The sequence below is a fragment of the Brevibacillus laterosporus genome, from assembly GCF_030489605.1.
GTDB lineage: Bacteria > Bacillota > Bacilli > Brevibacillales > Brevibacillaceae > Brevibacillus_B > Brevibacillus_B laterosporus_E.
Genome location: NZ_JAUKFY010000001.1, coordinates 96,984 through 114,076, shown reverse-complemented (window position 1 = coordinate 114,076; position 17,093 = coordinate 96,984). Strand labels below are relative to the sequence as shown.

15 protein-coding genes are annotated in these 17,093 nt (G+C 41.2%); 2 read left to right on the top strand and 13 right to left on the bottom strand.

Going from position 1 to position 17,093, the window contains the following annotated elements; all coding sequences use genetic code 11:
• Positions 1-41 precede the first annotated feature (41 nt).
• From QZ995_RS00490 to nrdR, 8 genes are all read right to left on the bottom strand, one after another.
• Positions 42-1,394, bottom strand: a complete 1,353-nt coding sequence (locus QZ995_RS00490; protein WP_301801725.1) for a glycosyl hydrolase family 8 — start codon at positions 1,392-1,394, stop codon at positions 42-44.
• Between the two features lie 250 nt (positions 1,395-1,644).
• Positions 1,645-2,628: an iron-hydroxamate ABC transporter substrate-binding protein gene (locus QZ995_RS00485; protein ID WP_301801723.1), complete on the bottom strand. Its 984-nt coding sequence runs from the start codon at positions 2,626-2,628 to the stop codon at positions 1,645-1,647.
• Positions 2,629-2,730: 102 nt separating this feature from the next.
• Complete coding sequence (locus tag QZ995_RS00480) at positions 2,731-2,952, bottom strand: hypothetical protein (protein ID WP_301801722.1); 222 nt, start codon at positions 2,950-2,952, stop codon at positions 2,731-2,733.
• A 186-nt stretch (positions 2,953-3,138) separates the two neighbouring features.
• On the bottom strand, positions 3,139-4,092 hold the full coding sequence (locus QZ995_RS00475; protein ID WP_301801720.1) for an L-threonine 3-dehydrogenase: 954 nt from the start codon (positions 4,090-4,092) through the stop codon (positions 3,139-3,141).
• Between the two features lie 45 nt (positions 4,093-4,137).
• Positions 4,138-5,328 (bottom strand): glycine C-acetyltransferase, encoded by a 1,191-nt coding sequence (locus tag QZ995_RS00470; RefSeq protein WP_301801718.1) that lies wholly within the window; start codon positions 5,326-5,328, stop codon positions 4,138-4,140.
• Positions 5,329-5,896: 568 nt separating this feature from the next.
• Positions 5,897-6,838, bottom strand: a complete 942-nt coding sequence (gene dnaI / locus QZ995_RS00465; protein WP_301801715.1) for a primosomal protein DnaI — start codon at positions 6,836-6,838, stop codon at positions 5,897-5,899.
• On the bottom strand, positions 6,839-8,344 hold the full coding sequence (locus tag QZ995_RS00460) for a DnaD domain protein (protein WP_301801713.1): 1,506 nt from the start codon (positions 8,342-8,344) through the stop codon (positions 6,839-6,841). It abuts the gene before it with no gap.
• Between the two features lie 99 nt (positions 8,345-8,443).
• Entirely contained in the window at positions 8,444-8,932 is a 489-nt protein-coding gene (gene nrdR, locus QZ995_RS00455; RefSeq protein ID WP_031411106.1) for a transcriptional regulator NrdR, read from the bottom strand.
• A 219-nt stretch (positions 8,933-9,151) separates the two neighbouring features.
• Here nrdR and QZ995_RS00450 point away from each other — a divergent pair, with 219 nt between their 5' ends.
• Positions 9,152-10,285 carry an HD-GYP domain-containing protein gene (locus tag QZ995_RS00450; protein ID WP_301801711.1) on the top strand — a complete coding sequence of 378 codons (1,134 nt, stop codon included), beginning with the start codon at positions 9,152-9,154 and terminating at the stop codon, positions 10,283-10,285.
• Between the two features lie 81 nt (positions 10,286-10,366).
• Here QZ995_RS00450 and QZ995_RS00445 read toward each other — a convergent pair whose 3' ends face one another.
• On the bottom strand, positions 10,367-12,607 hold the full coding sequence (locus tag QZ995_RS00445) for a YcdB/YcdC domain-containing protein (protein WP_301801709.1): 2,241 nt from the start codon (positions 12,605-12,607) through the stop codon (positions 10,367-10,369).
• A 226-nt stretch (positions 12,608-12,833) separates the two neighbouring features.
• Positions 12,834-13,877 (bottom strand): glyceraldehyde-3-phosphate dehydrogenase, encoded by a 1,044-nt coding sequence (locus QZ995_RS00440; RefSeq protein WP_301801708.1) that lies wholly within the window; start codon positions 13,875-13,877, stop codon positions 12,834-12,836.
• A 270-nt stretch (positions 13,878-14,147) separates the two neighbouring features.
• Here QZ995_RS00440 and QZ995_RS00435 point away from each other — a divergent pair, with 270 nt between their 5' ends.
• Positions 14,148-15,038: a helix-turn-helix domain-containing protein gene (locus QZ995_RS00435; RefSeq protein ID WP_301801706.1), complete on the top strand. Its 891-nt coding sequence runs from the start codon at positions 14,148-14,150 to the stop codon at positions 15,036-15,038.
• A 25-nt stretch (positions 15,039-15,063) separates the two neighbouring features.
• Here QZ995_RS00435 and QZ995_RS00430 read toward each other — a convergent pair whose 3' ends face one another.
• From QZ995_RS00430 to mutM, 3 genes are read right to left on the bottom strand one after another with little or no spacing between them, the layout of a single operon-like run.
• On the bottom strand, positions 15,064-15,639 hold the full coding sequence (locus tag QZ995_RS00430; RefSeq protein ID WP_301801704.1) for a lytic transglycosylase domain-containing protein: 576 nt from the start codon (positions 15,637-15,639) through the stop codon (positions 15,064-15,066).
• Complete coding sequence (gene coaE / locus QZ995_RS00425) at positions 15,636-16,238, bottom strand: dephospho-CoA kinase (RefSeq protein ID WP_301801702.1); 603 nt, start codon at positions 16,236-16,238, stop codon at positions 15,636-15,638. Before coaE ends, QZ995_RS00430 begins: the two co-directional genes overlap by 4 nt.
• A gap of 27 nt (positions 16,239-16,265) precedes the next feature.
• Entirely contained in the window at positions 16,266-17,090 is an 825-nt protein-coding gene (gene mutM / locus QZ995_RS00420) for a DNA-formamidopyrimidine glycosylase (RefSeq protein WP_301801701.1), read from the bottom strand.
• Between the last annotated feature and the right edge of the window lie 3 nt (positions 17,091-17,093).

Sequence of the window (17,093 nt, the reverse complement as noted above, 5' to 3'; positions counted from 1 at the left end):
TGGATTATTTTTTGCTATATATGAAACTGCAATTTGACTAATTATTCTGGTAACCACCAGTTTCCTGAAGCTGTGATCATGGTCAATAAGCGGATGCTATTGTCAAAATACTCATTTGATTTTGTTGGAGAGCTAGCCATATGCGCCCATAATTTGTTTAACCACTCCTGATTCTTGGAATCAATCATAGCACTAACAGCAAAAGGAGCGGTAAAGGCCATAGAGTTAAAATCAGCCTTAGGCAATACTTTGCCATCTAGGCTATAGCCTGACATTACTTTTTTAGGATTTTTTGATGTGGTTTTCTGAATCCATGAATTTAACGTTTCCAACTGGGGTACTGCTCTGCTATCTCCGCTCAAGAGATAATCGACAGGTAAACGCCAAGGAACCCGACAAGCATTATAATAGTAGCTGCCATCGTTCTTATCTTCTAATAAATGGGGAGGGGCGGGTACATAGGAGGTAGATTTTTTCACGGCGAAATCTGGCAATAGTCCAGCTTTGGGGCTATTTTTGGTATAGAGTGTATTCTGAATGCTATATGTTTTATCAATGACCTTGCTCCACTTACTATTTCCGGTCGCTTTTTCAAATGCCTTTAAATGACTCAGCATGAAATCTGATGTACGCGTAGCTTTACCGTATTTACTATCGCTATCATCTGCCCAATCTCCCAGCTTCAGAATCCCTTCCGAATAATTAACTTCGTTCTTCATGATCGCATTGATTACGTTTTTGGCTTGGGAAAGATAATCGATTTCTCCAGAGCTCCCCCATTGCTTGTCCGCTAATAACAAAGCATAGGCGATGTCCATATCTCCATCTGTGGCTGCATCATTTCCGCCATCTGGGTTGTCAATGATGTTTCCTTTGCTATCTTTCACTTGTTGCCAAGCCATCAAAGCTGAATTAATGACACTAGGATGAGCTTTATAATAACGGTATAAACCGTCAAAATACGTTTTTGCCTCAGCATCGTGTCCTGCCATCAGAACTGTTGCCAGCATCCCATAGCCATGACCCTCTGAAGAAGAAACGGCATTGTCTGGTTCAACTGTCTTTTCTAAATTGTAAAATACATAATATTGATTGCTTGCCTTTGGATGCTTCTTGATATACCGTTCTTTCCACTCGTCGTATATACGCCGTACGTCATTATCCAACTGAGTCTGGCTCACATGATTAGGTTTAATCGCGCCCGATACATAATCGGTATGTTGAGGGAACGGTCTGGCTACATTGACAAGCAATGTCTCTTTGCTTTCCTGTAGTCTTGGGGTGTCGGTCACCAACTCATTTGACGTCATAGAGCCTGACGCCGAAATTGGAAGCAATGCGAGTAAACTGCAAATACCTGCACTAATCAAGGACAAGCGTTTTCTTTGTTTCATACAAATCTCTCCTTTTTTTATTGATATGGCAGAACTTGTAAAACATTTACTTTTTTAACGTAAATATCAATTGGCGTATTTGCAAGAAAAATGCAAAAAAACAATAGGCTTTATTTCATAATAAGGAAAATATTACCTAAAGTAAACACTTTATTATTTTGTCAATAAATCGTTTTTCTCTAACACACAAAAAAACCCTACACGTATACGCCTAGGGTTTTCCTTCATACATTCTTTATCTTTGCCCAGATTATTTTTTGTGAGATTTCTCAAGCATCTCTGCAATTTTTTCAACTTGGGCTTTAATTGCAATCGGATCATACGGCCAAAAGAAATCTGTATCTAATTCAAAGACACGATTGTTCTTTACTGCTTCTAACGAGTTCCAAAATGCCCCATGCCTCTGGAATTGTCCGCTTGTTCCCAATTCTAAAAACATATAATCCCCAGCAAATTCAGGAATCATTTCGTAGGAAATTACTTTAAGATCCTCTTTTGCATCAATCAGCTTCTGAACACGCGGAGGAGGATTTAATTCCAGGTGTTTATATATCGCTTGAACCCCGCGCCATATCCCAAAGGAATAGACATATATCTCTTTGTTAAACTCTCCCATAACAGAAACGGTCTCGTTCTTTGCAACAATCCCTTTTATTTTTTCCTTGGCCGCCTGTACTGTTTTATTAAAATCTGCAATCCATGCTTCTGCTTCCTTTTGCTTTCCCAGAAGTTCTCCAAACACTTTTATTTCGTCACGTGCATCATTAAAGGTATTATACGGGTAAACGACTGTGGGTGCTATTTTACTTAACTGCTCATACATAGCCGGATCATCCGATAAGGTGACGATTAGATCGGGATTTAGTGATAGTATTTTCTCCACACTTCCCATCTCGATCTGCCCAATATCTGCAATTCCAGCAGTAAGATGCTTAATGTGTGGAGAATCGATATCCCACTTGGGAGCGCCAACTGGTTTTACATGAAGTGCAAGAAAGGTGCCCAAATATCCTTGGGCTATCACCCGTTTTGGCTCCGCTGGTATTGTGATATCCCCTTTAATGGTTTTAATCACCCTCGTGGTTTGCTTTTGTTGTCCACTTTCATTTGCTGCCGGTTGAGACTGTGCTTCACTCAGGTTCGTTTCTCGCCCCGCGCTATTGCAAGCGCTCAATACGATCATAAGCAAAGCAAGCATGGCCCCAATCCACAGCTTTCTACTTACCATCCTCATCTTTTTTCTTCTCCTTTTTGAAAAACGATTGTTTATGCTTATAGAAGATGTTTGATAATCATTATCAATCATGCTCATCATAACAATTATATGTAAAGCCGTCTATTTCAAAAAGTTATCAATTGGATATGGATCAATGTTAAATTCGTTTCCTGAAACCAACAAATTGACTTGTTTCACTAACTGTCTTTCCAGTAAAAGACCATCACAGCACCAAAACTCTTCTAGTCTGAGAAGGACGCCTCTGAAATATATAAATGCTTGCCTCGGTTCTGCACCTTTTTGCTGTACACGTACTGGCGGTGTTATTTTCAGCATGGTCATATAAATTGAAGACTCCCCAGACACTTGTGAATTTCTCTTATGGGCTTAACAAACGATTTTTTACTCACTTTTTACATAAAAAAAGCAGAGGAATTACTCCCCTGCTTTTTTATTCACATCATTAAAGACTGTAGCACAACTACACAACTGCATAGCTGCTCTATCATGACTATTATCTGCTATCGTCTAGGTACCAGCTACCACTTGCAATTTATCTCGAAGCTTGGCAAGCATATCTGTTGTCATTTTTTCCAAGTCATATTCTGCTTTAAAACCCCACTCCGCTTTAGCGGCTGTGGCATCAATTGAGTTTGGCCAACTGTCTGCAATTCCTTGTCTGATTGGGTCTACTTGGTAATCCATCTCAAATGTCGGAATATGCTTCTTGATCTCCTGTGCAATTTGCTCTGGCTCAAAGCTCATTGCTGTCACGTTAAAGGCATTACGGTGTTGTAATTTAGATGCATCTGCTTCCATCAAATTGATGATAGCGTTAAGCGCATCCGGCATATACATCATATCCATATACGTACCTTTTTGGATGTATGAGGTATAACGGCCATTTTTAATTGCCTTGTAATAAATTTCCACTGCATAGTCGGTTGTTCCACCACCTGGAGGCGTTACATAGGAAATCAGCCCTGGAAAACGTACACCGCGCGTATCTACTCCAAATTTTTGATAGTAGTAATCACACAATAATTCCCCAGAAACCTTATTTACCCCATACATGGTAACAGGACGTTGAATTGTGTCCTGAGGTGTATTATCTTTTGGTGTTGTTGGGCCGAATGCACCGATTGAACTTGGTGTAAAAAATTGACAATTAAGTTCTCTTGCTACTTCAAGTGCATTTACCAATCCGCCCATATTTAAATTCCAAGCGAGCAGTGGCTTTGCTTCCGCCGTCGCAGACAACAGAGCGGCCAAATGCATAATGGTATCCACTTTGTACTTTGCAGCAATGTCGCGCATAGCCTTTGCATCAGTTACATCTAAAATCTCAAATGGTCCCTCTTGCCCCTCGCCCTGACGAATATCAGTGGCAATTACGGATTCTGTTCCGTATACACTTCGTAGCTTCGTGACCAATTCGGAGCCAATTTGTCCAAGCGCTCCTGTTACCATTATTCTTTTCATGTGGGTTGACCCCTTTCTTCCTGTTGTTCCTTTTGATCAGTAGGGTTAAATAATTCCCATTTCTTTTCCTATTTTTTTGTAGGTGGCCAACGCTTGATCTAGCATCTCTTTCGTATGCGCCGCAGTTGGCATATTGCGGACACGTCCGGTTCCTTTAGCAACCGTTGGGAATACAATAGCTTTTGCATAAACGCCTTCTTCATACAATCGTTTACTGAATTCCTGTGTTTTTATTTCATCACCAATAATGCAAGGCGTGATTGGAGTCTCACTGTCTCCGATATCAAAGCCAAGCTCCTTCAAGCCCTTCTTCAGGTAATTACCATTCTCCCAAAGGCGATCATGTAATTCGGTGCTTTCTGTCAAAATATTGATGGCTTTGGTAATAGCTCCTACATCTCCTGGTGTAAGTGCAGTGGAGAATAAGAAGGGTCTGCTGCGTACTTTAAGCCAATCAATCAATTCTTGTTTACCAGCTACATAGCCACCTACTACTCCAATCGCTTTGGACAGCGTTCCGATCTGGAAGTCTACTTTGTCAGATAAGCCAAAATGCTTAACTGTCCCTGCTCCCTTACCGAGAACACCAGAACCATGGGCATCATCCACATACGTGATTAAATCGAATTCCTCAGCAATCTCTACAATTTCTGGCAGTTTGGCAATATCTCCATCCATCGAGAAAACGCCATCTGTAATTACCATGATTTTATTGTACAGGCCAGATTCTCTCGCCTCTTTTGCTTTTTCACGAAGATCATCCATGTCAGAGTGGTTGAAACGGATGATTTTGGCTTTAGATAGACGGCAACCGTCAATAATGGATGCATGGTTTAATTCATCCGATAGAATTGCATCATTTTTATCCATCACAGCAGAAATTGCTGCCATATTACAGTTGAAACCAGACTGATAAGCAATAGCCGCCTCGGTATGTTTAAATTCTGCTAGTGTTTTTTCTAAAGTAATATGGATATCCAATGTCCCGTTAATGGTACGAACGGCCCCTGCCCCAACACCATATTTTTCGATCGCTTGGTATGCTGCATCTTTCAAGCGCTGATCTGTTGCTAAACCCAGATAGTTGTTGGAAGAAAGGTTAACCAGTTTTTTGCCTTTAATGGTAATCACAGGCCCATTGGCACTCTCCAAAGGATCAATAACGTTATAAAGACCTTTGCTTTTAAGCTCCGCTAAATTTTCTTGTAAAAACTCCTGCAATCCTCTGCTGGACATCCTTTATCCCTCCATAGGTATCTTGGTTATTTTATCTTTTCATAAATGAGATGCTATCATTACATTTTGGAAGGAAGACGGATGGTTCACTCCCTCCAGAGAAAACAAATGTCCTCTCTATATGTACACAACAATGTTATATCAGCCGCAAAACCATCTTCCTATTCTAGTTTTAAAAGTACCACATGTGCCACATAATGTCCACACAACAAACACAGCATTTTTCAATATCATCTGTTAATTCATAGTAATCAGTCATTAAGAACCCTTTAATACCAAGCTTTTAACTCAAAAATAATTTGTCTGAATAATCAATCAACTATCTTGCCATGTTTTTCTAGGAAGTACATCTGTCTTTTTTTGTATATTGCCGTCAAGGTTCCATATAAGCTTTGGATGTCTTTTTCCAAAGGACACTCTCAGCAAGACAGCTGGGCTACCGACTCCTCAATATTTCTAAAAAACGAACTCTGATCGGCAAAAAGCCCAAGTAAAGGACTCAATTGCTTGTCCAATACTTGGGTGATCGGTCAAACGAAATGCTGATATATACATACCTTTATACATGCTATCTTTTTCGACGATTTATTCCTTCAATCACGACTTCATCTACATAATGACGAATTCTTTCTAAAATCCGTCGTGCTTTTGTTACTTCGATACGTGAGCCATTACTCATGGCAAAATGTTCTTCCAATTCCTCAAGAGAATAGTTTGAAGTAAATAAAGTTGGTAGATGATTGTTAATTCGCTGATTTAAAATAACGCCAATCACTTCATCTCGAATCCAAGGGGTGACATTCTCCGCTCCTAGATCATCTAGGATCAAAACAGGAATCTCCTTTAATAGCTCAAGTTTGCCTACATAGGATTGATCGGAGAGGGATTCTTTCAACTCTCTAATGAAATCTGGGACGTATACCATTAAGGAAGAAATGTTGTTCTCCGATAGCTCGCGTGCGACAGCAGCCATCAGATAGCTCTTGCCAACCCCAAAGCCTCCGTGAACATATAGCCCTCGTGTAGCCTGCTTCTTGTTGTCTCTCATTCCTCGGCAAAAACGCATCGCCAGACGAATCGCTTCTTTATTGGAATCATCCATATCCATATGATGAAAGCTAGCTTGAAGTGTTTCTTCAGACACATAGTAGCTTCGCATCATTTTACGAGTACGAAGTGTTTCTTCATAGGCTAATTGCTTATCACAGGGGCTTAGTGCGGATACAATATGCTTATTTTGCACCTGTAGCTTATTCGTATGTCCCTGTACCAAATTAGGACATTCTGACAGTCCAGGGCAATTCTCGCAATAATAGTGCTCCTTCACCGATTCATACACTGCCGAAAGGGAGCGAAACAAATCCTCCCTGGTTAATTCGGGATGCTTCTGCAGAAAGGCTTTTAGATAGAGAGACGAGCGCATCATTTTATCCAATTGTTCATCCGGACTTAAAATATGCCGCGGAGTTCGCTTAGCTAACTCCTCCATGAATTGACGCAAAGGTTCCATCTAATGTTCGCCTCCCTTCATCGGCTGTCGTAGTGATTCGTATAATTCTTTTAGCTCTGGATCATCCATAATGGTTTTTTTCACTTGCTTTACGCGTTTTTTTCGGTCAGTATCAACTGCCTCTGCTTCCTCACGATCAAGCTGTCGCTGTACAGCAGCAGGCAGTTTATCCTGCAGCAATACTCGTGAATTACTGCGCCTGCCTCTGTTCGAGGATAATCCACCTTTTTGCGGGCCTGCCTGAGATTGAGCCGTTTGATTTTCCATCGCCTGATTCTTAGCTTCTGCCCGTTCCAAAATAACCCTCACTGTTTCTTCTACGGTAGAAATTGCTTTGGCTTTCCAGCTATCTCGAATGGTTTCCACGTAAGCTTTTGGCAATTCCATTTTCGTTTCACGCATGGCATATAAGAGTAAAGCATTTACTACCTCTGACGGCATTGAATCTGTGAAGACCAAGCTCTCCGCCCGTTCTAAAAACGCACGTGAAATTCTGCCTCCCACCGCTTGCTCTAAGAGAATCAGCGGTGAAAGTTCTCGACAGATTCGCAGAAAAACCTCCGTTCCGGGAGCTGGTATTTTCCCAGGGCCAAGATGTTCCAAATAGGCATCGGCTAAAGAGCGGCGCTCACGCGTGAGCTGGTTATTTACATATCGCTCGCGCAGTCGTTTACGCAATAGTTCTGTGCTCAGAGTCCCTTGTGAATCATAAAGATTCCAATCCCGCAGCTCTTGGCTTAATAAGTAGCTGTCCACTTGATAAAAAGCGAGCAACTGATAAAAAAACGGAATGGTTTCCTGCGTTACGACCTTAGAGGGTTGTACATGACTAGGCAGGCTAGCTCGCAAAAAGGATAAATCCAACTGTTTGTCTGGCTCCGCTTGATAATGATTAGCTAGGGAGGCTGTAGGATGTTTTTCTTGCATGTGAGCAAAAAAACGATCCGTTTCCGATCCTGGACGAATTTCCAGCTCAGAAGCTGACAAATTATGATATACCTCATAGAAACGCTTGGTTACATCTTCTTCGTACGGATACTCCTCCGCCAGATTACTCCATAGCTGATCAGCATAGGTACGGCGAAGCTGCTCGTATTTGACTTTGCCTACTTGATTTAGCAGCATAACGGGAAGAATATCTTCCTGAAAAAATTGAGCTGGAGTTAGCGGTGGCAAGACAATGTACTCATAAAAAAAGTCATGTTCGCGATTCTCACGACGACGGACCTTTAATAAATCCATCGCTTCTAAACGTTCTCTGGCTTGCAATAAGCGATCCAACGGCAAGGATGTCATCATCATCAGACTCCGGTGCGTTCCTTCGCTTGCTGCTCCACTCTTTTCATCCACCTCGTGCATTAATAACTGATACAACGAATAGGATGACACCCCCAGTAAGGGCAAATAAAGATGGGTTACGAATCCCATCTCCATCATACTCAGCGGCCTTATGAATCTCACTAAATAGCGATCGTTGGGCGCAAGTTCGTTCCACATGACACGCATCGACCAAAATCCTTCCTTACGTTCATAGTTTCTCTATTATATCATTTCTTCTGTCATGTTACGTAGGAGAGGTTTGGAAGCTTCGAGAAAAAATGCTTCTTATTCTGATTTATTCATTTTAGGCGGCTGATTCCGCGCTTGTTCTAAAAGCTCTTCCAATTCTCGCATAAATACATTAATATCTTTAAACTGACGATAAACCGAGGCAAAACGAACATAAGCTACCTCATCCACATGATACAGGCGCTCCATGACCATTTCCCCTACCTCTTTGCTAGGGACCTCAGCCTTCCCTTGACTACGTAGTTCTCGTTCAATCTCATTTACAATATTCTCTAATATCTCCAGTGTTACAGGACGCTTTTCGCAAGCACGAATCAACCCTCGTAAAATTTTATCGCGGCTGTACTCTTCTCTTGTTCCGTCCTTTTTAATAATTAATAGTGGTGTTTCTTCCACCATTTCAAATGTAGTGAATCTTCTGCCGCAGTCCTCGCACTCTCGACGGCGTCTGATTGATTTGTTGTTATTAAATGGGCGGGAATCCAATACCCTTGTCCCATTAAATTCACAAAATGGGCAACGCATTAGCCATCATCTCCAAAATGATTACTCAGTTAGATCAACATCATTCCAAAAAAGAAAGACTTGATTTTATTCAATAAATTTGCGTGTAAATTATTGAAGTTTTTCTTTAGAGTCCCATATCCAGTAAGGTTAGTCAAGGGAAAAGCTAATATCCTATTCCCATTTGTCCATAATTTTTTTAAAATGAGATAGTATCTAACAGCAAGGGAGGGTTCTTGCATGCGCCTAGTCTCATTGCGACATGTTCAACCTGGAATGAAATTGGGAAGGACCGTTTTTACAGATGATGGGAAAGTCCTGCTTGGGGCAGGTATGGAGTTAAGTGAAAGATTGGTAAGTGGTCTACAACGCATGGGAATTGATTCCGTCTATATTGATGACCCGCACACATCAGATATTGAGGTAGAGGATGTTATACGTCCAGAGACAAGGCAAGATGCTTTGGAAGTCATACATAAAACCGTGCAACAACTGCGGAATACGAATAAAGTTGCTCGCAGGGTCTCTGTCAAAGACATGGGCATGCATTTCCAGCAGGTCTTTCATAAGATTTTAAATGATCTATCTGGTGCAAAAGATATCATGATTCATCTCGCTAACATCTCCTCTCACTCGGGAGCAATGTATCATCACAGCGTTAACGTTGCTGTCATGGCTACAGCCGTTGGGATGTCGCTTGGCTACAACACGACGCAATTACGTGACTTGGGAATCGGGGCACTGTTACATGACATTGGAAAAACAGCGCTACCAAAAGAATTGCTTGAAAAGACCGAGCGTTGGAACGAGGCTGAAATGGAGCAGGCCAAAGAGCATACACGCCTTGGCTTTGATATCATTCGGAAACAACACGATATTTCATTATTATCCGCTCACGTAGCTTTCCAGCATCATGAACGAATGGATGGAAGCGGTTATCCGCAACAGCTGCAAGGGGACAAATTCCATGAGTATGCGCAAATTGTAGCTATTTGTGATGTGTATGATTCTCTAACTACCCCAAGACCTTGGAGAAAACGCTATATGCCGCAGGATGCGCTTGAATACCTGCTTGGGTCAGGCGGCTATTTGTTCCATCATCATTTAGTAGATGCCTTTCGTAAGCATATCGCTGTCTTTCCACTTGGGAGCGGAGTCGTACTCAATAATGGAGAAAGCGGCGTAGTCTGTAAGGTAGATCCAGAATGCTGTCATCGTCCAACGATACGCATTTTGCGAGACGGGCGCGGCAATGACTTGCTTACCCCGTACGAAGTTAATTTGAAATATAATTTAAAATTATTTATTACACAATTTGAAGACGAGACATTATTTACTTTTATGGAATCTAAACATATTGCACCGGACTTTTAATCATCTAGTTTATTTCATTTACAACCAGCAAAACTCCCTCTTACAAAATGATGAGAGGGAGTTTTGCTTTGCACCGATTTATCAGTGTCTGTATTGCTGATAAAATTGGTAAATCAGATCTGCCGCTTCTGCGCGTGTTACGTTTTTATTTGGCTCTATCTTAGTTCCCTTCGGTGTGCTCATATAACCTAATGCATACGCTAGTGTATATGCAGGTACTTGTTCTCTTTCTACATCTGGATAAGGGGATTGAAAGATATCGGACTTGGACAGTAGAGATCCAAATTGTAATGTCTGCATAAACATTTCTATTGCTTCATAACGTGTAATGGCACGATCAGGCTCAAAGCGAGCTGAAGATGGGATGATTTTGAATTGAGAGGCCTGAGATATGGCAGCATAATACGGATGATTCGTAGGTACATCTGAGAACGTATAAGGCTTCTCATCATTTTCATCATCATAGGATCGATAATCGAGATCCAGCTCGTTTGATATTTTAACCATCAATGCCACAAATTGAGCCCTGGATATCTCTTTATCTGGCTCCAGCTTTCCATCCTCTAGGAAGAACAGCCCCCTATTTAGCATATTGCCTAGGGCTTCCTCACTTTTGTGTCCCTCAATATCAGTAGCGGATTGAGCATCGCTAAATCCCCATGGTTCTATTAATTCACCAGTAGCCGCGTTTACATATTTTTCATTCCCTACATAACGATAGACGAGCTGTATCGGAATCTCTTGAGATGACTCCTTCACAGACTCATCTGCCCTTGCAATATAGAAAGGAGCTTTATAATAAGTAAGCATTGCTTTTTTCTCTTTTATCTCCTTTTCTATCGCTTCTTTCTTTGATACCTGAATCGTTTCAAAAACATTATTACTTCGCAAAGGGGAGCCATCTTCCCTTTGATAGAGCCAAATATCAGTGACTTCATTATTAAATTTATTTACTTCAACTTCGATGTCTCTACCATCAATAGGAGTATCTTTATATAAGTATCCAAATGTAAAAATGTAAGATCGTCCCTTATCGCCTCTAATGGAAGGATCGTCTCCTGTTTTAAGATACATCTGCCCCGTATGATCAGGGTAGAGGCTTTTGATCATCTCAATGGCTACCTTTTCCGCTTCTTTCTTATCAATCGCTTTTTTCCCTTTCGTATCTTCCGATGCTTTATCGTTACGTTTTGAAAAGGACTGGAATTGGCCCTTGTCATTTATCTTAATTCTTATTTCTTCTTCATTGGATGGGGAGCTTTGATTATTTGAAATAAATCTAAATGACCAATTCAATGTTTTGATACCTGTGGAGTCTACACTGGAGCCTGTCCCGCCTGTCCCATTATAAACCCAGCCCTTCCCTAGCCTTTCAGCCCATTTCATTGCGATTTGTTCTGCTTGGTCTTTGCCGATTTTTTCAAGCGTTTGATTTTTTGTAAATGTAATTTTATCGCCTAATGGGGTGATTTTTTTGCTAGTTTCCGCTTTGCGGCCATTTGAACTGATCGCCTCACCACTATTTGCATCCAAAAACTTAGCATTATTGTTACCGTATATATAAACAGGGGTATACGTTACGTCCCCGCTGTTCCTGTTTTTATGCCTGTCAGATCTCATGTATTGTACCTGTGGATCTAGTAGTCCCTTTAGTGTTTTCTCCGCTTGTTCTAGGGAAATGGCAGCCTTAGGAGAAGGAATTTTTCCCTCATCCCACGTAAGATTATAGGACGTAATTTCACCATCAGCATCAACCTCAATCGTTACTCCGTTTTCAAGGAATGGAATTTCGTCAGACATGCGGGTATAGACAAATGTAAAATGATTGTTATTCGTCAATGGGACAATTTCATTTGCTTTACTCAAAGAATCTTTTTTTGATTTAGCTACCTTTTCAATAAAAGCCCATGCTGTTTTTTCCGCTTCTTTCTCATTAACCGCCTTTTTCACCGTTTTATTGTTGCGTGTATATTTAAAAAGACCAATCAATTCTCCTGTTTGAGCATTAACTGATGCATTAATAAATTTGTTGTTTTTATCACTTGTCTCCCAGCTTATCGACCAGTATGGAGAGCCTGCTTGTTCGTCATCTATTTCCAATCGGGAATTTCTAAGTTTATAATCCGCAGGAATGGTAATCCATTGCTTCACACGTTCTTCCACTTCTTTTTGCGTTAATAGCTTGCCGTAAGCTTCTTTCTTTTCCTGTGCATACAATACAGAAGCGCTTCCTGACATCTCAAATGGAGCTAATAACATACCAGCAGCCAGCACACATCCGCTACCGGCGGCTATCCACTTACGCAATGATAACCTGTTCATTTCATTCCTCCTCTTCTTGTGCACTGCCTTTCCAACCATATTAATCATAGCAATATTTTACATGAAACCAGATAAATAAATGATATAAAATCCAATACTGGAATGATTATGCAAGATTTTTGGGTTAAAAAATAAAAAAGCCGATTTCATTACTTATGAAATCAGCCTCTTTTTGATAAATTCAAATAACAATCATTTTTCAGAATTAAAATGCCAAATGAATCTTTTATCTGTGTGTACTGCCTGTTAAAATCCGTTTCGATTGATTTACATGCTCTGACACATGCTTTACCAAATCAAGAACACGGCAGGAATATCCCCACTCATTATCGTACCAAGCAATGACCTTTACATGCTTATCACTCATCACCATAGTGGACAAACCATCCACGATTGAGGAATTTTCATTACCATTAAAATCAGTTGAAACAAGAGGTGCATCTGTATAGCCTAAATAGCCTTTTAAAGCTCCTTCGCTTGCTGCGCGCAGCACCCGATTGACCTCTTGTGCAGTGACATTTTTAGCGATTTGTACAACCAAATCGACCACAGAAACATTTGGAGTAGGCACACGTAAAGCAAAACCATTCAGTTTGCCATTTAATTCCGGCAATACCTTGCCTACCGCTCTGGCTGCTCCTGTTGTCGTTGGAATAATCGATTGGGCACAAGCACGCGCGCGGCGTAAATCCTTATGCGGGTTATCCAGATTCACCTGATCGTTCGTGTAGGAATGAATAGTAGTCATAAGCCCGGATTGAATCTGAAAAGCTTCATGCAGCACTTTAGCTACAGGCGCAAGACAGTTGGTCGTGCAGGAAGCATTCGAAACAATATGGTGATGCTCATGATCGTATTGATCTTCATTGACACCCATTACAATAGTCGCGTCCTCGTCTTTACCAGGTGCAGTAATAACTACTTTTTTAGCACCGCTTTTTATATGCTTCCCGGCACCACTACGATCTGTGAATTTCCCAGTCGCTTCCACAACCACTTCTACCCCAAGCTTTCCCCATGGTAGGTTCAAAGGATCGCGATCGGATAACACCTGTGTATTTTTTCCATTAATTACAATGCAATTACCATCTACAGTAACGTCATGGGCTAAGGTCCCATGAACGGAATCATATTTTAATAAATGAGCTAGGGTTTCAGGAGGATAGCTAGCGTTAATAGCCACAACCTCGATGGATGGATCTTGGATCGCTTTGCGAAAAACCATGCGCCCAATACGTCCAAACCCATTTATCCCGATTTTAATTGTCATTTTATGTTGCCCCTCCCTGAAATAAGTTACTCTAATCACTATTAATAATATATTAAGTATGTCATATTTGACAATGTGTTTTACTTAAAAACTGTAAATTTGGGCAGTTTGCTACATATCTGCACAAGCAGTGATAATTAGATACTCCAAAAAGATTGGTGTCCCTGTTCAGGCAAAGCAATATCCAGAGATTTGATCAAAAGACCTGCTGCTATGTTTTGGTAAGCTTTACATATCAAACAGAAAACTTGGAGAGGAGAAGCTTTACAGATGAATGAACAAGAACGGTCAATCATTCAATCTCTTCACTGTATAGAGAAACAATTATTTGAAGAAATCACTGTTTCCGATTTGGCTCGACAAGCTGGCTATTCAGTCGCTCATTTTCATGCTTTATTTCTTAAACACGTAGGATTTCCCCCCTACGAGTACATAAAAAAACGGCGTTTAGCAAAAGCAGTCTCTCTGCTTTGTTCCTCTACTCTAGGCATTTTAGATATTGCAGTTACACTAGGCTTTGAATCACAGGAATCATTTACTCGCGCCTTCAAAAAGGAATATCTTATGCCACCTGCCATCTATCGCCGCTATATGCAAACACTTTTATTCAAACAGGAGGAGCTTTCTATGAATTCAATCTCTACTGATCTAAAACCCACTGGCTGGATGCTTCAAGGTACCAATCCTGGAGCCTATGAGATGGGGGTGGATTATCATATCATTCACCACGGTACATGTTCAGGCTATCTTCGTTCAAAACAACCTCACCCAGAAGGATTTGGCACGATGATGCAAATGTTTCAGGCACATAAATACCTAGGTAAGCGCATGCAATTAACAGGATTTATTCAAACAAAGTCTGTGACAGGCTCGGGAGGCTTTTGGATGAGAGTGGATGGAAGTGAAGAAAAGATATTACAGTTTGATAATATGAGTAATCGTCCTATTCAAGGGACAACGGAATGGAATATGTATCGCATCGTATTGGATGTCCCTTCTCATAGCGAGGCGATTGCATTTGGCGCATTCCTACAGGGCGGCGGTCAGATTTGGGTGGACAGCCTTCGTTTTGAGGAAGTAGATCTAAAAACGCCAGTAACGCACCTAGAGATCTCGCCTGAATTGCCTGAGGAGCCTATTAATCTACTGTTTGAGGAATAAAAGAAGGCTCCCTGACAGATTACCATCAGGGAGCAAGATTAGGAAAGCTATTCTCGTATACTTCTTTATAACGATCTTCATAATACAAAACACGTTGGACATAATGACGGGTCTCCCCAAACGGGATATCGGAGATCGTTTCACGAGTCCCTTCCCATTGCTTATTATGCAACCAATTTTTCACATTACCTTGCCCTGCATTATAAGCAGCCAATGCAAGCACTTCATTGCCTTTAAACATTTGTAACAAATAAGATAGATACCAGGTACCTAAATTAATGTTAGTTGCAGGATGTTCTAAATCAGCAGGATACAGCATCTCTAGCTTCCCCTGAGACTGTATCCATTCTGCTGTGTTTGGCATCAATTGCATTAAACCGACTGCTCCCTTTTTCGAAACCAAATCCGGCTTAAATTTAGATTCGGATCGAATGACAGCAAGCACAAGGTATGGATTTACTTCGTATTTCTTACTCACTAACCGAATTTGTTCCTCATATTTGATCGGGTACATTAGTTTCCAAACAAAAGAGGAGTTTAGTAGCAGATAGATGATAATAAAAACGGAAAACAAGAGAATAGCAGAGCGTAGCGTTTTCATGAAATGATCTCCGCAAGCAAGCTAGTCACCAATTCATCCACCTGCTTCTGAGTGTCTGAGCGGCTACCTTGGTTATCGATTACATAATTAGCTAATTTACGCTTTTCTTCAATACTCATTTGGGCTCGCAAACGCTTTTTCGCCTGCTCCTCATCAAATTCATCCCGCTCCATTAACCGTATAAACTGTACGGATTCCGGTACGTAAACAACCACAACTCTGTCTACCATATAGGTAAGCTTGCTTTCATATAATAACGGAATGTCCATAAAGACAAGCCGCTCCCCGCGTTCCTGTGCTAGAGTAGCTTGCAGACGCATTTCCTTGCGTACTTCTGGATGAACGATTTCATTTAAAACCATTCGCTTTTCTCTATCACTAAAGATAATTTCCCCTAGCACGGCACGATTTAAGGCGCCTGTCTCATCCAAAACACTCGTACCAAAGTATTTGACAATCCCTTTGTAGGCCGGCTTGCCCACCTCTACCACTTCTCGGGCAATAAGATCCGCGTCGATAACGGTGACTCCCCGTTCACGCAGCATAGCTGCAACAGTGCTTTTTCCGCTCGCAATTCCTCCTGTTAGACCCAAAATCACGCTATCTCCTCCTTCCCGATTAGCGGTCTATTTTTGACAGGATGGGCAAAAGTGCGTTCCGCGTCCTCCTACAACAATTTTCACAATCTCTGTGGAGCAACTTGGACACAGTTCTCCTTTTCTCCCGTACACCTTTAATACTTGTTGGAACATCCCCATTTCACCTTGTCCATTAACATAGGATTTAATAGAGCTTCCCCCAGCTTCAATCGCTTCTTGCAGGGTCTGTACAATACTCGTATGCAAAATCTCTATTTGCTCATTCGTCAATGTATTAGCTACCCGTTCTGGATGTATATTTGCTCGGAAAAGAGCCTCGTCCACATAAATATTCCCCAAGCCCACCATAAATTCCTGATTTAATAGCAATGGTTTGATTTTAGTGGTTTTACGTTTTAACATGCTTGAGAGCAAGTCAGGTGTAAAAGCTTCGTCTAAAGGCTCAGGTCCCAGCTTTTTCAGCGGCTCCACCTCTTGTTCCTTCCCTAATGGAATAACGTCCATCGTTCCAAATTGACGCACATCCCGATAGCGAAGCTCCGTTCCATCCGTGAAATGAAAAATCACATGCGTATGCTTTTCTATCTCTTCAGAGGATTGGTAAACTCCATATCTTCCTTCCATACGCAAATGTGAAATTAATACATCCTGATCGAGGATAAATTTAATAAATTTTGCTCGCCGTTCAACAGCACGAATGGTTTGTCCAACTAAAATGGATTTAAATTGTTCCACATCGGCAGGACGGCGAATAATCCGCGGCAAAAATACGCTTACCCGTTCAATCTTCTTGTTCAGCACTAGTGTTCTCAGTGTGCGAACAACGGTTTCTACCTCTGGTAGTTCTGGCATTAG